18 protein-coding genes are annotated in these 21,605 nt (G+C 63.0%); 9 read left to right on the top strand and 9 right to left on the bottom strand.

Annotated features, from left to right (window positions below; genetic code table 11):
* Window positions 1–3: 3 nt before the first annotated feature.
* Genes znuB through NA637_RS17365 form a run of 3 tightly spaced genes read right to left on the bottom strand, consistent with a single transcriptional unit; the run spans window position 4 to window position 2,047 of the window.
* Window positions 4–789 (bottom strand): zinc ABC transporter permease subunit ZnuB, encoded by a 786-nt coding sequence (gene znuB, locus NA637_RS17375; protein WP_256073541.1) that lies wholly within the window; start codon window positions 787–789, stop codon window positions 4–6.
* A 5-nt stretch (window positions 790–794) separates the two neighbouring features.
* Complete coding sequence (znuC, locus tag NA637_RS17370; RefSeq protein ID WP_256073540.1) at window positions 795–1,565, bottom strand: zinc ABC transporter ATP-binding protein ZnuC; 771 nt, start codon at window positions 1,563–1,565, stop codon at window positions 795–797.
* The gene (locus NA637_RS17365; protein WP_272889184.1) at window positions 1,562–2,047 is read right to left on the bottom strand and encodes a Fur family transcriptional regulator; all 486 of its coding nucleotides are present in this window, start codon (window positions 2,045–2,047) and stop codon (window positions 1,562–1,564) included. The genes znuC and NA637_RS17365 overlap by 4 nt, the downstream gene beginning before the upstream one ends.
* 64 nt (window positions 2,048–2,111) lie before the next feature.
* Between NA637_RS17365 and NA637_RS17360 the strand changes: the two genes are divergently transcribed.
* From NA637_RS17360 to NA637_RS17350, 3 genes are all read left to right on the top strand, one after another.
* Window positions 2,112–3,149 carry a zinc ABC transporter substrate-binding protein gene (locus NA637_RS17360; protein ID WP_256073539.1) on the top strand — a complete coding sequence of 346 codons (1,038 nt, stop codon included), beginning with the start codon at window positions 2,112–2,114 and terminating at the stop codon, window positions 3,147–3,149.
* Window positions 3,150–3,302: 153 nt separating this feature from the next.
* Window positions 3,303–6,569, top strand: coding sequence for an LAGLIDADG family homing endonuclease (locus NA637_RS17355; protein ID WP_256073534.1), 3,267 nt, complete (start codon window positions 3,303–3,305; stop codon window positions 6,567–6,569).
* Between the two features lie 50 nt (window positions 6,570–6,619).
* Window positions 6,620–7,315, top strand: a complete 696-nt coding sequence (locus tag NA637_RS17350; protein ID WP_256073533.1) for an NrdJb — start codon at window positions 6,620–6,622, stop codon at window positions 7,313–7,315.
* Between the two features lie 84 nt (window positions 7,316–7,399).
* On the opposite strand, the gene rep is transcribed toward NA637_RS17350, so the two are convergent.
* The gene (gene rep, locus NA637_RS17345; protein WP_256073532.1) at window positions 7,400–9,409 is read right to left on the bottom strand and encodes a DNA helicase Rep; all 2,010 of its coding nucleotides are present in this window, start codon (window positions 9,407–9,409) and stop codon (window positions 7,400–7,402) included.
* A gap of 265 nt (window positions 9,410–9,674) precedes the next feature.
* On the opposite strand from rep, the gene NA637_RS17340 reads away from it, so the two are divergent.
* Window positions 9,675–11,315 carry a putative bifunctional diguanylate cyclase/phosphodiesterase gene (locus tag NA637_RS17340; RefSeq protein ID WP_256073548.1) on the top strand — a complete coding sequence of 547 codons (1,641 nt, stop codon included), beginning with the start codon at window positions 9,675–9,677 and terminating at the stop codon, window positions 11,313–11,315.
* A gap of 34 nt (window positions 11,316–11,349) precedes the next feature.
* Here the strand turns inward: NA637_RS17340 and NA637_RS17335 are convergent, their stop codons facing one another.
* The 3 genes from NA637_RS17335 to NA637_RS17325 form a co-directional block, all read right to left on the bottom strand.
* Window positions 11,350–13,320: a BCCT family transporter gene (locus NA637_RS17335; RefSeq protein WP_256073531.1), complete on the bottom strand. Its 1,971-nt coding sequence runs from the start codon at window positions 13,318–13,320 to the stop codon at window positions 11,350–11,352.
* 225 nt (window positions 13,321–13,545) lie between these two features.
* On the bottom strand, window positions 13,546–15,045 hold the full coding sequence (locus NA637_RS17330) for a YifB family Mg chelatase-like AAA ATPase (RefSeq protein ID WP_256073530.1): 1,500 nt from the start codon (window positions 15,043–15,045) through the stop codon (window positions 13,546–13,548).
* A gap of 33 nt (window positions 15,046–15,078) precedes the next feature.
* Entirely contained in the window at window positions 15,079–15,342 is a 264-nt protein-coding gene (locus NA637_RS17325) for an accessory factor UbiK family protein (RefSeq protein ID WP_256073529.1), read from the bottom strand.
* Window positions 15,343–15,737: 395 nt separating this feature from the next.
* Here NA637_RS17325 and glnK point away from each other — a divergent pair, with 395 nt between their 5' ends.
* From glnK to sutA, 5 genes are all read left to right on the top strand, one after another.
* The gene (gene glnK / locus NA637_RS17320) at window positions 15,738–16,076 is read left to right on the top strand and encodes a P-II family nitrogen regulator (protein WP_003096476.1); all 339 of its coding nucleotides are present in this window, start codon (window positions 15,738–15,740) and stop codon (window positions 16,074–16,076) included.
* Window positions 16,077–16,114: 38 nt separating this feature from the next.
* A complete protein-coding gene (locus NA637_RS17315; RefSeq protein WP_256073528.1) occupies window positions 16,115–17,431 on the top strand; it encodes an ammonium transporter in 1,317 nt (438 codons plus the stop codon).
* 78 nt (window positions 17,432–17,509) lie between these two features.
* Window positions 17,510–18,763, top strand: a complete 1,254-nt coding sequence (locus tag NA637_RS17310; RefSeq protein ID WP_256073527.1) for an ammonium transporter — start codon at window positions 17,510–17,512, stop codon at window positions 18,761–18,763.
* Window positions 18,764–18,860: 97 nt separating this feature from the next.
* Window positions 18,861–19,286 (top strand): secondary thiamine-phosphate synthase enzyme YjbQ, encoded by a 426-nt coding sequence (locus tag NA637_RS17305; protein ID WP_256073525.1) that lies wholly within the window; start codon window positions 18,861–18,863, stop codon window positions 19,284–19,286.
* 120 nt (window positions 19,287–19,406) lie between these two features.
* Entirely contained in the window at window positions 19,407–19,754 is a 348-nt protein-coding gene (sutA, locus tag NA637_RS17300; RefSeq protein ID WP_256073522.1) for a transcriptional regulator SutA, read from the top strand.
* Window positions 19,755–19,904: 150 nt separating this feature from the next.
* Here sutA and NA637_RS17295 read toward each other — a convergent pair whose 3' ends face one another.
* Window positions 19,905–20,600 carry an HAD family hydrolase gene (locus NA637_RS17295; protein ID WP_256073521.1) on the bottom strand — a complete coding sequence of 232 codons (696 nt, stop codon included), beginning with the start codon at window positions 20,598–20,600 and terminating at the stop codon, window positions 19,905–19,907.
* Window positions 20,597–21,496, bottom strand: coding sequence for a tyrosine recombinase XerC (xerC, locus tag NA637_RS17290; protein WP_256073520.1), 900 nt, complete (start codon window positions 21,494–21,496; stop codon window positions 20,597–20,599). The genes NA637_RS17295 and xerC overlap by 4 nt, the downstream gene beginning before the upstream one ends.
* Window positions 21,497–21,605: the final 109 nt, after the last annotated feature.

Below are 21,605 nucleotides of genomic sequence, written 5' to 3'. Positions count from 1 at the left end.
GCGTCAGGCCCTGCGCGGCCAGGCAAAGCTGAGCAGGAATATCGCGGCCGCCGAGACGACAATGGACGGGCCGGCCGGCGTGTCCTGATACCAGGACAATGCAAGCCCGCAGCAGACCGCCAGCAGGCCCAGCAGGCTGGCACCCAAGGCCATCTGTTCCGGCGTGCGTGCATGGCGCTGAGCGGCAGCGGCCGGAATGATCAGCAGTGAAGTGATCAACAGTACACCAACGATCTTCATCGCCACGGCAATCACCATCGCGATCAACAGCATCAGGGCCAGGCGGATGGCTGCCACCGGCAAGCCTTCTACCTTGGCCAGTTCCTCGTGCACGGTAACCGCCAGCAAGGGTCGCCATAGCGGGATGAGCGCCAGCAGCACCAGGGCGCTGCCACCGACGATCCAGGCCAGATCGGTCGGACTGACGGCCAGCAGATCGCCGAACAGATAACCCATCAGGTCGATGCGCACGTTCTGCATGAAGCTCAGCGACACCAGTCCGAGCGACAGCGTGCTGTGGGCGAGAATGCCCAGCAGGGTGTCGGAGGCCAGCGGCTGGCGCTGCTGCAGGGTCACCAGCAGCACCGCCAGCAGCACGCAGCAAATGATGACCGCCAGGGTCAGGTTGACCTCGAACATCAGACCCAGCGCCACGCCAAGCAGTGCGGAATGGGACAGGGTGTCGCCAAAATAGGCCATCCGCCGCCAGACCACGAAGGAGCCAAGCGGGCCGGCCACCAGCGCCAGCGCGAGGCCGGCGAGCAGGGCGTTCAATAAGAAGTCGGGCATATCGATCAGTGCTTGCAATTGGGACCGTGGGCGTGAGATTTGCCGGTCACTACGCTGCCGTGCAGGTCGTGGCTGTGGTCGTGCTGATGGTGATAGACCGCCAGGCTGCGGGCATCCTGGCCGAACAGTTCGACGAACGCCGGGTCAGCGCTGACCTGTTCCGGGTGGCCGGAGCAACAGACGTGGCGATTCAGGCAGACCACCTGGTCGGTGGCGCTCATCACCAGATGCAGGTCGTGGGACACCATCAGCACGCCGCAGCCATAGCGCTGGCGCAATCGCCCGATCAGCCGGTAGAGCTCGGCCTGGCCGGCCACATCGACACCTTGGACCGGCTCGTCCAGCACCAGCAGCTCCGGTTCACGGAGCAGCGCGCGGGCCAGCAGCAGCCGTTGCATCTCGCCGCCGGAAACCGATTGCAGCGGACTGTCGATGACGTGCTCGGCGCCCACCTCGTCAAGCGCCGCCAGTGCTGCGGCTCTGTCCACGCCCGGCACCAGGCGCAGGAAGCGCAGTACGGACAGGGGCAGGGTCGGGTCGACGTTAAGTTTCTGCGGCATGTAGCCGACGCGCAGCTTGGGTTTGCGCCAGACGGTGCCGCTGTCCGGCTTGAGCAGGCCGAGCACAGCACGCACCAGGGTGGTCTTGCCAGCGCCGTTGGGGCCGATCAGGGTAACGATCTCGCCCCGATGGACCTGCAGCTGAGCACCTTCGAGCACCGTCTGCTTGGCGAAGCGGACATGAATATCGTCCAGGCGGATCAACGCTTCGTTCATGCCGCGCTCCTGCAGGAAGCGCATAGGCCAACGACCTCGACCGTCTCCCCTTCGACCTGGAAACCGACACCGTGCGCGGCCTGATCGATGGCCTCGCTGATGGCAGGTCGTGCAAGCTCAATGGCGGCATGGCAGTTGCGGCAGATCAGGAACTGGCCCTGGTGCGGGTGTTCGGGGTGATTGCAGCCGATGAACGCGTTGAGTGAGGCGATGCGGTGCACCAGCCCGTTCTCAAGCAGAAAATCCAGCGCGCGGTATACGGTGGGCGGCGCGGCGCGGCGGCCGTCCTGGGCGGTCAGCTCGGCGAGGATGTCATAGGCGCCGAGCGGCTTGTGGCTCTGCCAGACCAGCTCCAGAACGCGTTTGCGCAGGGCGGTCAGGCGCACACCGGAACGCTCGCAGAGGAGCTCGGCTTCGGCCAGAGCATGGCTGACGCAGTGGGTGTGGTCGTGGGGCATGCAGGCCAGCGGAGACTTGGGCATGAGCGAGACGATGTGGCTGAGAGACGTTATTATGTTACCCATTCAGTTCAATCGAGTGTTGCCCGTGTTCCGTTTTTTTTCGATACCGCTTCTACTGTTCGCGAGCCTTTTCAGCAGCGCCCAAGCCCAGGCCGAGATCGAGGTGCTGACCAGCATCAAGCCGCTGCAACTGATCGCCGCTGCCGTTCAGGACGGTGTCGGCCAGCCTGCCGTCCTGTTGCCGCCGGGTGCCTCGCCCCACCATTACGCCATGCGCCCGTCCGACGTACGGCAGATTCGCAGCGCCGATCTGCTCTACTGGATCGGCCCGGACCTGGAAGGTTTTCTCGCGCCGGTGCTGGAAGGCCGCAAGCGGCCGAGCGTGGCGATACAATCGCTGCCCGGACTGACCCTGCGTCATTTCGGCGAGGCAGCCGGCGGGCACGAGGCCGAGCATGATCGTCACGACGCGCATGCAGACGAGGCGCACGGCGAGCATTCCGAGCAGCTCCACGATGAACATGACGACCGCGCTCATGAAGCCGCCGATGCCCGGGCCACCGACCAGGACGATCACGAACACGATCACGCCCACCGTCCCGGCAGCCTGGACGCGCACCTCTGGTTGTTGCCCGCCAATGCGGTGACCATCGCCGAGGGCATGGCGCAGGACATGGCCAGGGCCGACCCGGTCAACGGCGAGCGCTACCGAGCCAACCTGGCCGCATTCACGCAGCGACTGGGTGCGCTCGATAAGCGGCTCAGCCAGCGTCTGAGCGAAACCCGAACCAAGCCGTTCTTCGTCTTCCATGAGGCCTTCGATTATTTCGAAGCCGCTTATGGGATCAAACACGCCGGCGTGTTCAGCGCCGGTGGCGAAGCCCAGCCCGGCGCGCGGCATGTTGCCGCCATGCGAGAGCGTCTGGAACAGGCCGGTCCGAGCTGCGTGTTCTACGAGCCTCCGGTTCGTCCGCGCCTGGCGGACAGCCTGATCCGGGGCCTGCCAGTCAAGGTCACCGAGCTGGACGCGCTGGGTTACGGCATCGACGCCTCGGCGGGCGGCTACGAGCAGTTGATCGATAACCTCGGTCGCTCGCTGGCGGAATGTCTGGAATCGCTCTGACCCCTCGATTCATGGCGCTCGGCCGCAACACTCCGCCGGGCGCTTGTCCGGGTCGTCCGTCGGCCGACTTGATGCGCGTCATAGTGCTTCTGGCGCTCGTGGCTATGCTTCGTGTTCTGGTTTCCACTCCATCGACACGAGGATGCGCAGCGCATGGCGAAGACGGACGGGCCCATCACGGCAGAGACGAAAACCACCCCAGAAATCGCTCTTCAGACGGCCTCCGAAGACATCTGGGCGCAAAAATACCGCCTGACCCGCAAGGACGGTAGCGCCGTTGATGACAGCGTCGACGCCACCTGGCAGCGGGTTGCGCGCGCGCTTGCTGATGTGGAAGAACAGGATGCCCGCGGGCACTGGTACGAACGCTTCCTCTGGGCTCTGCGCAACGGCGCCATCCCCGCCGGGCGGGTCATTTCCAACGCTGGCGCGCAGGACTACAAACCGGCCACCTCGACGATCAACTGCACCGTGTCCGGCACTATCGCTGACTCGATGGACGACATCCTCGGCAAGGTGCATGAAGCCGGCCTGACGCTCAAGGCCGGCTGCGGCATCGGTTACGAGTTCAGCACCCTGCGCCCACGCGGCTCCTTCGTCTCCGGCGCGGGCGCGCACACCAGCGGCCCGCTGTCGTTCATGGATATCTTCGACAAGATGTGCTTCACCGTCAGCTCTGCCGGTGGCCGCCGCGGCGCGCAGATGGGCACTTTCGACGTCGGCCATCCGGACGTGCGCGAATTCATCCGCGCCAAACGTGAAGACGGCCGGCTGCGGCAATTCAACCTCAGCTTGCTGATCACCGACGAGTTCATGCAGGCGGTGGAGAGCGATGCCGACTGGCCGCTGATCTTCCCGCTGCACCTGAAGGAAAAAGCCGAGCTTGATCTGGCCGATACCGAACAGGTGGTGTGGCGCGAATGGCCGAGCCATGACGGCTACATCGTCCGCGACGACGGCCTCGTGGCCTGCAAGATCTACGGGCGGGTCAAGGCGCGGCACCTGTGGGACATGATCATGGTCTCGACCTATGACTACGCCGAGCCGGGTTTCATCCTCATCGACCGGGTCAACCAGCTGAACAACAACTGGTGGTGCGAGGCGATCCGCGCCACCAATCCCTGCGTGACTGGCGATACCTGGGTCCAGACCAGCCAGGGTCCGCGTCAGGTACGGCAGCTGTTGGGCACGCCGTTTCAGGCGCGTGTCGACGGAATCGATCATGCCAGCGGCGACCGGGGCTTCTTCCATACCGCTGATAAAGCCGTGTTGCGCCTGGAAACCGCAGAGGGTTACCAGCTTCGCCTGACAGCCGATCACCAGATTCGGCGGGTGGTTCATTCGACCCGCTGGAGCCTGGAAACCGCCTGGTGCCCGGCCGGCGAACTGGCGGTCGGGGATCAGGTGTTGCTCAATGATCATCGTGGCAATGCAGCCTGGGAGGGCCGGCTTGGTTTCGATGAGGGGTATCTCCTGGGCCTGCTGGTTGGTGACGGGACGCTCAAGCAAGAGGCCGCGGTGCTTTCCGTTTGGCAGGCAGCGGAGGTCAATGCGAGTCCCTGCGTTGCCTCCGCGCTGATGCAGGAGGCCATGCGTTGTGCCGGTAGCCTGCGTCACCGCAGTGATTTCGCCGGCTGGTCCGCCGTAGCGGGGCGCAATGAATGGCGCGTGAAGTCTGCGGCGCTGCGAGACCTTGCGTTCGAGTTGGGCATGCGGCCAGGCAGCAAGCGCATCACACCCGCGCTCGAACAAACGTCCAGCGATGCCTATCGTGGCTTCTTGCGCGGCTTTTTCGATGCCGATGGATCGGTCCAAGGCTGCCAGGCCAAAGGGCTTTCGGTTCGGTTGGCGCAGTCCGATCTCGAATATCTGCAGGCCGTGCAGCGGATGTTGCTGCGTCTGGGCATCACCGCGCGGATTTACTGCGAACGACGCCCGGCCGGGGTTCGGCCAATGCCCGACGGCCACGGCGGCACGCGTGGCTATCCAACTCGCGCCCAGCACGAACTGGTAATCAGCGGCGGATCGATCGCCAGCTATGCCGCATTGATCGGCTTCGCCGACCCGATAAAACAGTCCCGTCTTGAGTGCGGGTTGGCCAGTTATCGGCGCGCGATCAATCGTCCCCGCTTCGTGGCCACGGTAGCCGCTCTGGTAGACGACGGCGTCGAGCCGGTCTATGACGTCCAGGTGCCGGGCATCAACACCTTCGACGCCAATGGCCTGCATGCCCACAATTGTGGCGAGCAGCCGCTGCCGCCCTATGGCTCCTGCCTGCTGGGCTCGATCAACCTGACCCGCTTCGTCATCGATCCGTTCGGCGTCGATGCACGTTTCGACTGGGACACCTACCGCGAGGTGGTGCGGGTCTTTACCCGCATGCTGGACAACGTGGTGGAAATCAACGGCCTGCCTCTGCCACAGCAGCGCCACGAGATCGAGAGCAAGCGCCGCCACGGCATGGGCTTCCTCGGCCTCGGCTCGACCTTGGCCCTGCTCAAGTTGCGCTACGGCAGCCCGGAAGCCTGTGTGTTCACCGAAGAAGTCGCCCGTGAAATGGCGCTGGTCGGCTGGGAGCAGGCGTTGGACCTGTCGAAGGAAAAGGGCCCGGCGCCGCTGCTGACCGAAACCTTCGAAGTCACCGCCGAGATGCTGCGCAAGCGTCCGGAGATGAAGGAGGACGGTTACCAGATCGGCGATCAGGTACCGGGCCGCGTATTGCACGCGAAGTATTCGCGCTACATGCAGAAGATCGCCGAGTACGCGCCCGAGCTGATCGAGGCGCTGGCCGAGCAGGGCGCACGCTTCACCCACCACAGCTCCATCGCGCCCACCGGCACCATCAGCCTGAGCCTGGCCAACAACGCCTCCAATGGCATCGAGCCGAGCTTCGCCCATCAATACTCGCGCAACCTGATCCGCGCCGGGCGCAAAGCCAAGGAAAAAATCGAAGTATTCAGCTACGAGTTGCTGGCCTACCGCACGCTGATCAATGCCAAGGCGCAGCCAGGCTCCAGCGACCCGTCGCAGCACCTGCCCGACTATTTCATCACTGCCGATGACGTCACTCCGACACAGCACGTCGACATCCAGGCCGCGGCGCAGAAATGGGTCGACTCGTCGATTTCCAAGACCGCCAATGTGCCCACCGACTACCCGTTCGAGGCGTTCAAGGACATCTACCGCTATGCCTGGCGCCAAGGCCTCAAGGGCTGCACCACCTTCCGCTTCAACCCGGCGGCATTCCAGGGGGTGCTGGTCAAGGAGGCCGATCTGGAGAAGACCCTGTACCGCTTCATTCTCGAAGACGGCAGTGTGGTCGAGCTGAAAGGCAATGAAGAGGTCGAGTATGACGGTGAGGTCAATTCTGCCGCCAACCTGTTCGACGCCTTGAAAGAAGGCTACTACGGCAAATACTGAGTCCCGACTGATAGCCGGGCGGCCCGCACCGCCCCTGTGGAGAACAAGCAATGACCGTAAAGATCACTCAGCGCATCAAGGGCTTCAAGGTCGTCGACGAGACCTTGGAGCGTCCAGCCGTCACCGCCGACAACCCCACTGGCAAGACCACTGTGGTGGAAATGGATGAAAGTTTGCAGCGCCCGGAAACTCTGGTCGGCATGACCTACAAGATCAAGTCGCCGCTGTTCGAACATGCGCTCTACGTGACCGTCAACGACGTGGTCCTCAACGCCGGCACACCCCACGAGCAGCGGCGGCCGTTCGAGATCTTCATCAACTCGAAGAACATGGATCACTTCCAGTGGATCGTCGCGCTCACCCGGATCATGTCTGCAGTGTTCCGCAAGGGCGGTGACTGCACCTTCCTCGTCGAGGAACTGAAAGCGGTGTTCGATCCCCGCGGCGGCTATCTGAAAAAGGGTGGCGTCTATATGCCGTCCATCGTGGCGGAAATCGGCGGCGTACTGGAGCGCCATCTGATCCACATCGGCATGCTCGAAGGCCAGGCGCTGGATGAAACCCAACGCAAGTACCTGGCCGAGAAACGCGCCGCCTACGAGGCCAGTCAGGGTGCTGCGGTGCTGGAACCAGGCGATGGCTTCCCCGCCGGCGCGCAGCTGTGCAACAAATGCAGCACCCTGGCGGTGGTGCAGATGGATGGCTGCGCTACCTGCCTGAATTGCGGCAATTCCAAGTGCGGCTAGACCGAGCGGATGACGCCTTCGGCTAATTTACGTCTGCAAGCCATAAGCCATAAGAGGGCGTCGGCTTTTTTCTTGCAGCTGCTTCTACCGCTTCAGCATCGCCCGCATCGCCGCCAGCGCGTCGTTGCCGCGGGCGGCTTTGACTTCCACCGGCGCGTCGTCCTGGCCTTCCCACTCCAGATCTTCCTGCGGCAATTCGGCGAGGAAGCGGCTGGGCATGCATTCGATGATCTCGCCGTACTGCTTGCGCTTGGCGGCAAAGGTCATCGCCAGGTTCTGCCGCGCGCGGGTGATGCCGACATAGGCCAGGCGGCGTTCTTCCTCGATGGTGTCGGCCTCGATGCTGGAGCGGTGCGGGAGGATTTCCTCCTCCATGCCGAGGATGAACACGTAGGGAAACTCCAGCCCCTTGGACGCGTGCAGGGTCATCATCTGCACGCCGTCGGCGCCTTCTTCCTCTTCCTGCTGACGCTCGAGCATGTCGCGCAGCACCAGTTTGGCGATGGCTTCCTCGATGGTCATCTCGCCTTCTTCGTCCTTCTCCAGGGTGTTCTTCAGCGCATCGATGAGGAACCAGACGTTGCCCATGCGAAAGTCCGCGGCCTTGTCGCTGGAGGTCTGCTGGCGCACCCAGGTCTCGTAGTCGATATCCATGACCATGCTGCGCAGGGCTGCGATCGGGTCGTTCTGCGCGCACTGCTGGCGCAGGTTGTCCATGTAGCGCTTGAAGCGCGACAGCCGGTCGGTGAAGCGGCTGTCCAGATGCTCGCCCAGGCCCATCTCGTCGCAGGCGGTGTACATGGAAATCGTGCGCGCGGTGGCGTAGTTGCCGAGCTTCTCCAGGGTGGTCGAGCCGATCTCGCGGCGCGGCACGTTGATCACGCGCAGGAAGGCGTTGTCATCGTCCGGATTGACCAGCAGGCGGAAGTAGCTCATCAGGTCCTTCACTTCCTGCCGGGCGAAAAAGCTGGTGCCGCCGGACAGGCGATAGGGAATCTGATGGTGCTGGAGTTTCAGCTCGATCAGCTTTGCCTGGTAGTTGCCGCGGTAGAGGATGGCGAATTCGCTGTAGGGCCGCTGGGTTTTCAGGTGCAAGGTGAGGATTTCCATCGCCACGCGCTCGGCCTCGGCTTCCTCGTTGCGGCAGCGAATGACCCGTATCGCGTCGCCATGCCCCATTTCGGACCACAACTGCTTCTCGAAAGCGTGCGGGTTGTTGGCGATCAGCACGTTGGCGCATTTGAGGATGCGGCTGGTGGAGCGGTAGTTCTGCTCCAGCATCACCACTTTCAGCGAGGGAAAGTCGTCCTTCAGCTGCATCAGGTTTTCCGGCCGTGCGCCGCGCCAGGCGTAGATCGACTGGTCGTCGTCACCCACCACGGTGAAGTGCGCGCGCTCCTGCACCAGCAGCTTCACCAGCAGGTATTGGCTGGCGTTGGTGTCCTGATACTCGTCCACCAGCATGTAGCGCACCTTGTTGCGCCACTTCTCCAGCACCTCGGGGTGGTCCTGGAACAGCTTGACCGGCTGCAGGATGAGGTCGTCGAAATCCACCGCGTTGTACGCCTTGAGCGTGCGCTGATAGTGGGTGTAGACGACGGCCGCAGTCTGTTCCTTCGGGTTGCGCGCGTTTTCCAGGGCCTCTTCGGGCAGGATCAGGTCGTTCTTCCACTTGCCGATGTAGCCCTTGATCTCGTCGACGCCGTCATCGCCGGCGTATTCCTTCTGCATGATGTCGGTCAGCAGCGCCTTGATGTCGCCCTCGTCGAAGATTGAAAAGCCGGGCTTGTAACCCAACTTGGCGTATTCCTTGCGAATGATGTTCAGGCCGAGGTTGTGGAAGGTCGAGACCGTCAGGCCGCGGCCTTCTCCTCCGCGCAGCAGGCTGCTGACGCGCTCCTTCATCTCGCGCGCGGCCTTGTTGGTGAAGGTCACGGCGACGATATACTGGGCGCGGATGCCGCATTGCTGGATCAGGTAGGCGATCTTGCGGGTGATCACGCTGGTCTTGCCGGAGCCGGCGCCGGCGAGCACCAGCATGGGGCCGCCGACGTAGTTCACGGCTTCCTGCTGCCGGGGATTGAGTCGGGACATCGTCGTTTGGTCTGTCGAAACGGGGGCGAGAGTTTAGCAGGGCTGGCCCGTCGAATTGGGATCGGTCGGCGGTTGCAACTACCGGTCGTCGCCGGCGAGGCTGGGTTATCCATCGCAATGCTCTAGTCTATGCGCCGCGGCGCCCGCTTTAGGCTGCTCAGCTTGCCGCCCCGCTTCACACAGGGAGGTGGATCCGTCGAGGTGGCAATGCCATCTTCTGCTCCGTACGAACCGGGGAAACACCGTGACATCTTCTATACAACCCATGCGTCTGGTTCTGCTGGCCGATGTGCCCAGGTGGACCGAAGAGCTTCAGGTTGCCCTGGCGTCCGTGCGCGGCCGCCATCGGCTGAGCGTGGCCGAAGACTGGTCGGCCGCCATTGATCTGCTTGCCGAGTCCGGTCACGCCTTGCTGATTGCCACGCCGGGCTGTCGCCCCGCGTCGGCGCACTTCCCCTGGCCTACCGTTTTGTTGCTCGAAGACGAACCCGCGGAGCTGCCGGAAGGTGTCATCGACTGGCTTCCCGGCCCCCGTTTGAGTACCGACATGCTGCGGCGTTGTGTGCGTTATGCCCGCGAACGGTGCAACCTGGAGGGCGCCCTGCAAAGGCTGGCCGTGCAGGACCCGCTGACTGGCATTGCCAATCGCCAGGGGTTTCAGGCATTGCTCGCATCGCGCCTGGCCGAGCACGAAGGAGAAGGACTGACGCTTGGGTGTCTGGATCTGGATAACTTTCGCCGGGTCAACGAGGCCCTGGGGCATCAGGCTGGTGACCGTCTGATTCTGCAAGTCGTGGCGCGCCTGAAGGCACAGCTGGAGGTGGGCGACACCTTGGCTCGCCTGGGCGGCGACGAGTTTGCAGTGTTGCTCGATACCGAGCGGCAGCCTGATCGCGCTGACCGGATCGCTGACCGTATTGTCGAGGCACTGGCCGAGCCCTACTGGATTGACGGCGACACCCTGATGCTCGGCTGCAGTCTTGGGCTGGCGAATGCCAAGGCCGATACAGACCCCGACCAACTGCTCTGGCTGGCACAGGTGGCCATGCGCCAAGCCAAGGCGAGTCAAGGCTGTTCCTGGTCTCTCTACAACGAGCGGGTCAACCGTAGCGCCAGTCACCTTGCTGATCTGGAAGGCGAGCTGCGCCGTGCGCTGCGGCGCGATGACCTTGAGCTGCACTATCAGCCGCGACTCTGCATCGACACCGGCCGCATCGTTGGCATGGAGGCGCTGGTGCGCTGGCCGCATGCCGAGCGTGGCCTTCTCGGGCCAGACGAATTTATCCCCATGGCCGAAGAAAGCGGCTTGATTGTGCCGCTCGGCTACTGGGTGATCGCGCGGGCGCTGCGCGACATGCAAAGCCTACGCGAAAGCGGTGCAGGCGAGCTGCACATGGCCGTCAACCTATCGTTCCGCCAGTTTCAGGACAGCCAGTTGCTGGCAACCCTGAAGCGGCTGATCGAGGAGCGCGGCGTGGATCCGCATTGGCTGGAGTTCGAACTCACCGAAACCGCAGTGATGCGCCGCAGCGATCAGGTTCGCGGCACCATGAACGCCCTGGCAGCGCTGGGTGTGCGCTTCTCGCTGGATGATTTCGGTACCGGCTTCTCTTCGTTCGTACACCTGAGTCGACTGCCGATCAGTCTGCTCAAGATCGACAAGAGTTTCGTCGACCAGATGGCCGCGCGCCCGCAAAACGGTCGGCTGGTGCGCGCGATGATCGACCTGGCGCATAACCTGGGATTGGAAGTGGTGGCCGAAGGCGTGGAGGGCGCCGCGCAACTCGGCCAATTGCGTCGCTTCGGTGCCGACCAGGTGCAAGGCTATCTGATCAGCAAGCCGCTGCCCCTGGCGGAGCTTGGGGTTTTTCTCAATGGTGGGCTCACCGCCGAAGCCAGTTGCTGAAACGAAGCGCCGGGCATGAGCCCGGCGCGGTGTGTCAGCGAACCATATGCAGGAAATGCATGTGCTTCTCGTACTGGTCCAGGATATCGCCGATCACGCCCTCACGGCTCCAGCCCATCACGTCATAATTCTGCCCGCCTTCCCTGAGGTGAACCTCGGCGCGGAAGTAGGTCGCCTCGTCAGAATCGCCCTCTTCGGTGGCGACAAAACTCGGCATCGGATAGCCGCGCGGGCGGATCTGGTAGATGAAATCGGGTGCGCCCTCATGGGTGATCTGCAGCCCGGTGCGGTTGTCTTCACCGCCTGTAAGCTCCACGGCGTACCCCTGCTTGCGCAGTTCTTCCGCCACTTCAGCGCACGCGGGCGCCGCGACTGCGCCGATGAAACGCTCCACGTCGCGACGGCGTGGGTACTTGGTCAGGTTCTGCACCCGACGGCGCCAGCCACCCTCAGATTGCGGCGCTGTGGGCGTGGTGCTGACCGTCTGATAGCGCAAGCCTTGTTTGGTGGCATCCACGCGCAACGCCTTGAGCAAGCCCCACATGGCGCAGAGCAGCACGATGGTGAAGGGCAGGGCACTGGCAATGGTTGCGGTCTGCAACGCGGTCAGGCCGTCCGCGAGCAGCAGGGCGATGGCGACAACACCCATGGAACTGGCCCAGAACACGCGCTGCCACACAGGTGTCTGGCCTTGACCGCCGGAGGCGAGCATGTCCACGACCAGCGCGCCGGAGTCCGCCGAGGTGACGAAGAACACCACCACCATGATGATTGCGATCAGTGACAGCAGCGAGGCGAAGGGGAAATACTCGAGGAAGGCGAACAGGGCCAGTGAGCTGTCTCGCTCGATGGCTTCGCCCAGGCTGGTGACGTGTTCCCAGAGGATCATGTGGATCGCTGTATCGCCGAACACCGTCATCCACAGCAGGGTGAAGGCTGTCGGGACCAGCAGCACGCCGGTGACGAATTCGCGGATGGTGCGGCCTCGCGAAATGCGTGCGATGAACAGCCCGACGAAGGGCGACCAGGCCAGCCACCAGCCCCAGTAGAACAGCGTCCAGCCGCCGATCCAGTCGTTCGGCTCGTAGGCGTAGAGGTTGAAGGTCGCGGTGACGATCTGGGCGAAGTAGTTACCGGTGTTCTGCACGAATGTCTGCAGGATGAACACGGTCGGCCCGGCGATCAGCACCAGCAACAGCAGCAGAATGGCCAGCGTCAGGTTCAGTTCCGAGAGTCGCCGTACGCCCTTGTCCAGGCCAGTCACCACCGAGATAGTCGCCAGCACGGTGGTGCCCGCAATCAATGCGATCTGCACCGGGACGGAAATGGGCACGCCATACAGGTGATTCAGTCCGGTGTTGATCTGCGTGACGCCCAGCCCCAGCGAAGTGGCGACGCCGAGGACGGTGCCGATAATGGCGAAGATGTCTACCGCATGGCCGATCGGGCCGTAGATGCGTTTGCCAATCAGCGGGTACAGGGCGGAGCGCAGCGTCAGCGGCAAGCCCTGGCGAAAGCTGAAGTAGGCCAGAATCATCGCGACGATGGCGTAGATGGCCCAGGCATGCAGGCCCCAGTGGAAGAAAGTGATCTTCATGGCCTCGCGCGCAGCAGCGACGGTGCCGCCTTCGCCAACCGGCGGCGAGAGGAAGTGCATGACCGGCTCGGCGACGCCGAAGAACATCAGGCCGATGCCCATGCCGGCCGAGAACAGCATCGAGAACCAGGTCAGATAGCTGTAGTCCGGCTCGCTGTGGTCAGGGCCCAGCTTGATCTCGCCATAACGGCTGAGCGCCAGTAATACGACCATCAGCAAGATGATGGCGACTGCAAGAATGTAGAGCCAGCTGACATTGGCGATGATCCAGGCCTGGACATCGCTGAACACGCCTTGAGCATGTTCCGGAGTGGCGACGCTGTAGATCACCAGCAACAGGATGAGCACGGCAGAACCGTAGAACACCGGGGGATTGAGGGTGGGAGAGGAAGACTTGTTGGCCTCCATGCTGCGCTCCTTGATTACCGATCGGGGAGTGGCCGCCTGTGGCGAAGAGGACGCAATCTAGCATACTGGTCAGCTTTTGACCGGGCCCGCTCCGCGGCGATGGGGTTGGATCCTTGGTTGTGACTGTGCCAAGCAGCAAGTTGCAGCGTATTGTTCTCACGTTGTCGGGAGGCTGGTCGAGCCCTGCCGATGACCGTCGAGCCGGGCAGGGAACTGTATCGGGTTTCAACCCGCCTGGTTGCCGGGTCGGTATTGCAATGCCTCGGCCAGGTGTGCGCGACCAATGGCGTCGGCCTGCTGAAGATCCGCCAGTGTGCGCGCGACCTTCAGGATCCGATGCGCAGCGCGTAGCGACAGTCCCAGGCGTTCGCAGGCGCGCTCCAGCCAAAGCTGATCGTCGGGCTGCAATTGGCAGTGGCTGCGCAAACCTGAAAGGTCAAGAAAAGCGTTGGCGCAGCCCTGTCGCTTGAGTTGAATACGCCGCGCTTCGGCCACCTGCGCTGCGGCCCGCTGCGTGGTTTCGTTGCCAGCCAGTGGTGCGTTCAGCGCAGTGGCTTCGCGAGCGACCGTCAGATGCAGGTCGATGCGGTCGAGCAGCGGCCCGGAGAGCTTGCCGCGGTAGCGTTGAATCTGGTCTGGCGAACAGCGGCAGCGACCGCTGGAATCGCCCAGGTAGCCACAGGGGCAGGGGTTCATCGCCGCGACCAGCTGGAAGCGTGCTGGGAAGCGCACCTTGTCACGCGCACGGGCGATGACGATACAGCCTGATTCCATGGGCTCGCGCAGCACCTCCAGGACCTTCCGGTCGAATTCCGGCAGCTCATCGAGAAACAGTACGCCTTGATGCGCCAACGTGATTTCCCCCGGCCTCGGCCGACTGCCGCCGCCAACCAGGGCTGGCCCCGATGCACTGTGATGGGGCTGTCGAAAAGGGCGCTGTGGCCAGTGCGCCAAGGGAGACTGGCTGGCGACAGACTGAATTGCTGCCACTTCCAGCGCTTCCTGTTCGTCCAGAGGTGGGAGCAGGCCGGGTAGGCGGCTGGCAAGCAATGTCTTGCCGGTACCAGGAGGACCGGACAACAGGAGGTTGTGGCCACCCGCTGCCGCCACCAGCAGTCCACGCTTGGCGGCAGCCTGGCCCTGTACATCTGCCAGATCAGGGTAGGGCAGCACCTGGCGCAACAGGCCTTGGGCTTGAAAAGGTTCGATGGGAGTCACGCCGTTGAAGTGCGCAGCGACTTCCAGCAGGTGGTCAGCGGCGTAGACCACCAATCCCGACGCCAGGCTGGCTTCCTCGGCATTGGCTCGCGGCACCAGCAGGGCGCGCCCTGCCTGGCGGGCCGCCAGCGCGGCGGGCAACGCGCCCTGTACCGGCCGCAGTGCACCGGAAAGCGCCAGCTCGCCCAGGCATTCGAACGTGTCCAGCCGATCCGCAGGGATCTGGCCACTCGCCGCCAATATGCCCAGCGCGATGGCCAGATCAAAGCGGCCACCATCTTTAGGCAAATCGGCTGGCGCAAGGTTGAGGGTGATTCGTCGGGCCGGGAAGTCGAAGCCGGACGTCAGGATCGCGCTGCGCACGCGGTCCTTGCTTTCCTTGACGGCCGTTTCCGGCAAGCCGACCAAGGCCAGCGAAGGCAGGCCATTGGCAAGGTGCGCCTCCACCGTCACGGTGGGCGCTTCCACGCCGACCTGGGCGCGGCTGTGGACGATTGCGAGGGACATCCGACCACTCCTTTGATCGTGACGCCAGCCGGCCTATTCGGAGGCGGGTGGCGCGAGTTTCTCTTCCAGCTCGGTGACCTTGGCTTCGAGGGCTTCAAGCCTCGCCCGGGTGCGTGCAAGCACGATCATCTGGCTGTCGAATTCTTCACGGCTGACCACATCGAGCTTGCTCAGCGCACCTTGCACGATGCCTTTGAACTGGGCTTCGATTTCCGCACGAGGCAGGGGATTTTCACCGCTGAACAGGCGCGAGGCCTGGGTGCCGACGGCATCAAGAAAAGCTTTGGGTGGGAACATGAGCGTTACCTGTTTCTGGGCTAGGCGCAGTGTAACACGGGCTGTTCAACCGTCCTGTCGACGCGAGTGCACGATTGGAGGCATGGCGGTGCGGTGCGGTGCACCGATATGGTGCGCTATCCGGGCGGGCGAGCCGCGATTTGGCCGCGCAGGCCCTTTGCGTAGCGCCTCACGCCGGGCGTTGCAAAAAGCTGGCATCGATTCTGCTTAGCTCCTCATGACGCATGCACCAGCAGGTAGCGGTGCAAAGGCGATTCGGGACGTTTCATCGGATCGGTTGATGGTGTCGGATGGTCGCTCGGCAACGCCGGCGCGTTACAAGGGCCAGACACTGCGCTTAGACTTGACCCGGGTTCGTACTTCTGGGGCAAGTCCACCTAAACGGGAGAAGTTTCATGAAACTAGTCACTGCCATCATCAAGCCGTTCAAGCTGGACGACGTACGCGAGTCGCTGTCGGAGATCGGCGTCCAGGGCATCACGGTCACCGAGGTCAAGGGCTTCGGTCGCCAGAAAGGCCATACCGAGCTCTATCGCGGGGCCGAATACGTGGTCGATTTTCTGCCGAAGGTGAAGATCGACGTAGCAATCGCCGATGACCAACTCGATCGCGTGATCGAGGCGATCACCAAGGCGGCCAACACCGGAAAAATCGGCGACGGCAAGATCTTCGTCGTGAATCTGGAACAGGCCATTCGCATCCGCACAGGCGAAACCGATACCGACGCGATTTAAGCAGCACCTTCGAACCCCCACGCCCCAGGAGTAAAACCATGACTCTGCGAAGATTCGCAGGGCTAGGAGCCCTTTTGTCTCTGATAAGCCCAGGCATCGCCATGGCGCAGGAGGCAACGCTTGATTCCGGCGATACGGCATGGATGCTTACGGCCACCGCGCTGGTGCTGTTCATGACGATTCCGGGCCTGGCGCTGTTCTACGGCGGCATGCTCCGCTCCAAGAACATCTTGTCGGTGATGATGCAGTGCTTCGCCATCACCGGGCTGATGAGCATCCTCTGGATGCTCTACGGCTACAGCCTGGCGTTCGATACCACTGGTATGGAAGCAGGCGTCACCAACCTCAATTCCTTCGTTGGAGGTCTGGGTCGCGCCTTCCTCAGCGGCCTGACGCCTGACAGCCTCACCGGTACCGTGCCGGAGAGTGTGTTCATCACCTTTCAGATGACCTTCGCCATCATCACCCCGGCGCTGATAGTCGGTGCCTTCGCCGAGCGCATGAAGTTCTCCGCGATGCTGGTGTTCATGGGCGTCTGGTTCACGCTGGTCTACGCACCGATCGCACACATGGTCTGGGGTGGCGATGGCGGCCTGATGTGGGACTGGGGCGTGCTTGATTTTGCGGGCGGCACCGTGGTGCACATCAATGCCGGTATCGCCGGCCTGGTGGCGTGCATCGTGCTCGGTAAGCGCAAAGGCTTCCCGACCACGCCGATGGCGCCGCACAACCTCGGCCTCACCCTGGTTGGCGCGGGAATGCTCTGGGTCGGCTGGTTCGGCTTCAATGCCGGCTCCGCGGTGGCCGCCAACGGCGCCGCCGGCATGGCCATGCTGGTCACCCAGATCGCCACCGCGGCGGCGGCACTGAGCTGGATGTCCGCCGAGTGGCTCAGTCACGGCAAACCCAGCGCCCTGGGCATCGCTTCGGGCGTCGTGGCCGGCCTGGTCGCCATCACCCCGGCCGCCGGTACGGTCGGTCCGATGGGCGCGCTGATTATCGGTCTGGCCTCCGGCTTCATCTGCTTCTTCTGTGCCACCAGCCTGAAACGCAAGCTCGGTTACGACGACTCTCTGGACGCCTTTGGCGTGCACGGCGTCGGCGGCATCGTGGGTGCGTTGCTGACTGGGGTATTCGCGGCCCCTGCACTGGGCGGCTTTGGCGAGGTGGAAAACATCGCGCTGCAGCTGTGGATCCAGTTCAAGGGCGTGCTCTTCACTGTCGTCTACACCGCCATCGTCACCTTCGTGATTCTCAAGGTGATCGATGTGGTGATGGGGCTGCGGGTCACCGAAGAAGAAGAAACCATCGGCCTGGATCTCAGCCTGCACAACGAGCGCGGCTACAACCTGTAAGCACACGGAGTGCGCCCGGCGCCAACCCGGGCGCCTTAACCGAACGGCGCTTAGGCGCTCGGCAAAAGGTGATAAAAAATGGATAGCACAGCTTTGATACCCGTCCAGTACGGACTCGATACTTTCTACTTCCTCATCTGCGGTGCGCTGGTGATGTGGATGGCGGCCGGTTTCTCCATGCTCGAAGCCGGTCTGGTTCGGGCGAAGAATACCGCCGAGATCCTGACCAAAAATATCGTGCTCTACGCCGTGGCGTCGATCATGTACCTGCTGATCGGTTACTACATCATGTACTCCAGCCCGGACGGCGGCATCCTGCCGAGCCTGGGCTTTCTGATCGGTGATGAGAACGCGGTGGAGGTGGTCGCCGCTGGTGGCGAAGACGCACCGTACTACTCGACCCGTGCCGACTTCTTCTTCCAGGTGGTATTCGCCGCAACCTGCATGTCGGTGGTCTCCGGTGCGGTGGCCGAGCGGATGAAGCTCTGGGCGTTCATCGTCTTCGCGGTGGTAATGACGGGTGTGATCTACCCCGTGCAGGGTTTCTGGAAATGGGGTGGCGGCTTCCTCGATGCTGCCGGTTTCCTGGACTTCGCCGGCTCTGGTCTGGTGCACATGGCCGGTGCTTCGGCGGCGCTGGCAGGCGTCCTGCTGCTGGGCCCGCGTAGGGGCAAGTACGGTCCGGACGGTCAGATCAATGCGATCCCTGGCGCCAACCTGCCGCTGGCGACTTTGGGCGCGTTTATCCTGTGGATGGGCTGGTTCGGCTTCAACGGCGGTTCGCAGCTGAAGCTGAGCACTATCGAAGACGCCAACGCCGTCGCTCAGGTGTTCACCAACACCAACATGGCGGCCGCCGGTGGTCTGATCGCGGCATTGATCACTGCCCGTCTGCTGTTCGGCAAGTCCGACCTGACCATGGTTCTCAACGGTGCACTGGCCGGTCTGGTTGCCATTACCGCCGAGCCACTGACCCCAAGCGCGCTGCAGTCGGTATTGATCGGTGGTGTGGGTGGGGTACTGGTCGTGTTCAGCATCCTCGGCCTGGACAAGCTCAAGCTTGATGACCCGGTCGGTGCCATTTCGGTGCATGGCGTTGTGGGTATGTGGGGGCTGCTGGCGGTGCCGCTGACCAATGCGGACGCGACATTTGCTGCACAGCTGCTAGGCCTGGTATCGATCTTTGCCTGGGTGTTCATTGCCAGCCTGATCGTGTGGGGCATCATCAAGGCGGTCATGGGGCTGCGTGTGAGCGAAGAGGAAGAATACGAGGGCATCGACGTGGTCGAGTGCGGCCTCGAGGCCTACCCCGAATTCACCAGCAAGCATTGATTTCTCCGCTGTCGACAAGGGCGCCTCAGGGCGCCCTTTGTTTTTTCTGGCGCCGCGCTAGAATGCCCGCGTTCAGGAGCCGAAGGGGTCTTTGAGAATGTGGCGACAGACACTCATCACGCTGCGCCCGAAGCCGCGAGGCTTCCATCTGATAACCGACGAGCTCCTTGCACAACTGCCGGAACTGCAACAATGCCAGACCGGTCTGTTACACCTGTGGCTGCGTCATACCTCGGCTTCATTAACCATCAACGAGAATGCCGACGGCGCAGTCCGGCGCGATTTCGAACGGTTTTTCAACCGTCTGGTACCGCAGGGCCAAGCTGGCTACGAACACGATTACGAAGGACCGGACGATTTACCGGCGCATTTCAAGGCGAGCCTGCTGGGTTGTCAGGTAAGTTTGCCCGTCAGCGAGGGGCGGCTGGCATTGGGGACCTGGCAGGGTATCTACCTGGGTGAGCACCGGGATCAAGGTGGCGCCAGGCAGGTTCTGGCCACGTTGCAGGGGATGGCAAGTTGAATTTTTTGGCGATGGCGAACAAAGCCCATTGCTGGGCTAGGGGCTGTTCCCGTTTCGTCGCTCGCAGCGAAACAGGAACAGGCCCTTAAACTTCCGCTTTGGCAAGGTACGAGGTTGAACATGAGCGACGAAGAATTAGAACGAGACGATCTGGACACTAGCGACGAGGACGAGGACGAGGACGAGGACGAGGAGCTGACTGCTGCCGCTGAGGGCGAAGCAGATAACAGCGCCGACGACGAAAGCACCGACAGCGACCGTGCAGCGCCGACCAGTAAAAAGAAGGCCAAGGCGATTGTGGTAGAAGAGCTGCCGAGCCTGGAAGCCAAGCAGAAGGAACGTGACGAGTTGGCTCGAGCAATGGAAGAGTTTCTGGCACGCGGGGGACGCGTACAGGAAGTCGAACCCAACGTGGTCGCAGATCCGCCCAAGAAGCCCGACAGCAAATACGGCAGTCGACCGATCTGAGCGGGGGAAGCCTTACAGGCGCTTGAGGCTGGAAAGCTGGAAGGCTGAACGACAAGCACTTCTGCGAAGCGCCGAGCCAGCTAAGCGGTCATTACAACAAAGCCCAGTACTGACATGCTGGGCTTTGTTGCATCTGGGGCCGCGAGCCGGTTAACGCCAGTTGGCGAGCAGCGCAGGGAGCTCGGCCAGGCTGCGAGCCTCGGCGTCAGGCTGGCCTTCATGCTGCCACGCGTTGCCGCCCGGATTGAACCAGATGGCACGGACACCGGCGCGCTGCGCCCCGCCGACGTCATCGTCGGGGTGATCGCCGATATGGACGGCGTGCTCGGCAGCTACGCCCGCTCGACCGAGCGCTTCCCGAAACGGCCGTGGGTCCGGCTTGCCGATCCCCAGGTCTTCTGCACACAAGGTGAACTGGAAATAGTCGGCCAAGCCCAGGCGTCGGACGTCCGCGTTGCCGTTGGTCAGCACGCCGAGCATGTAGTGATTGGCCAGATGCTCCAGCGTTGGGTGTACGTCAGGAAACAGGTCGATGGCGTGCCGCGCCTCGAGAAAGACTTCGAATGCCTGACTGGCAAGGTCTCGCGCATCGCCCTCCGGGTAGCCGGCATCATGCAAGGCGTGGAACAGGATGCGTCGACGCAGCTCGCTGATGCGGTGTTTCAGGCCTGGTTCGGATTCGACCAACATGCGGCGGATTGCAGCGAGCGACTCCACCGGAAACCCGCCCAGTCGAGGCGCATGCTGCCCGAGCCAGTCGCGCAGGCTGTTTTCCGCACTGTGAATGACCGGCCCGACATCCCATAGCGTGTCGTCGAGGTCGAAGGTGATCAGGCGGATGCTCATTGGTCGCTGCCTTGCTTGCGTTTGGCGCGTGGGTGCGCCTGGTCATAGACCTTGGCCAGGTGCTGGAAGTCCAGGTGGGTGTAGATCTGGGTGGTACCGATGTCGGCATGGCCGAGCAGCTCCTGCACCGAGCGCAGATCCTGGGATGACTCCAGCATGTGACTGGCAAAGCTGTGCCTGAGCATGTGTGGGTGCAAGTGCTGACCCAGTTCACGCACGCCTGCCTGGCGCACCCGTAGCTGCACCGCTCGCGGACCCAGCCGGCGGCCCTGCTGGCTGACGAACACGGCGCCATCCGGCGGATTGCTCAGCGCACGCACTGGCAGCCACGCTTCGAGCGCTTCGCGCGCTTTGCGGCCCACGGGCAGCAGCCGTGCCTTGTTGCCCTTGCCTTGGACCTGAACCAGTCCCGCGGGCAGGTCCAGCTGGTCGAGGTTCAACCCGACCAGCTCGGCCAGGCGCAACCCGGATGAATAGAACAGCTCCAGCATCGCCTGATCACGATGGCCGATGAAATCGTCTTCTACGCCGCCATCCAGCAGCTGCATGGCTCGATCGGTATCCAGCAAACGCGGCAGGCGCCGCTCGCCCTTGGGTGCGGAAATGCCGGCAGCCGGATCATGGGCGCAGCGGCCCTCCTGGTTGAGATACCGATACAGCCCGCGTAGCGACGACAACAGCCGAGCGAGGCTGCGTCCGGCCTGGCCGTGGCGATGCTGCTCGGCAATAAGCTGACGCACATGCCGGCTTTCGAGCTGCCCCCATTCGACCAGCTGCTGCTTTTCGCAGAAGGTGAGCACCTTGACCAGGTCGCGACGATAGCCGTCGAGGGTATGCGGCGATACCTGCCGCTCGGTGCGCAGGTGTTCGAAGTAGGCGTCTAGGTCGGCTTGCATCAGGAAGGCTCCGTTGGTCGCTAAGGCAGCTGCAAGTCTCAAGCCTCAAGCTGCAAGTAGAAGCGGAAAGCTTGCCAGCCTTTCGACGCTCGGCCCTGACACTGATTCG

Source organism: Stutzerimonas stutzeri, from assembly GCF_024448935.1.
Classification (GTDB): Bacteria; Pseudomonadota; Gammaproteobacteria; order Pseudomonadales; family Pseudomonadaceae; genus Stutzerimonas; species Stutzerimonas stutzeri_AO.
The sequence above is the reverse complement of the archived record's forward strand: the minus strand, read 5'-3'. Positions and strand labels throughout refer to the sequence as shown.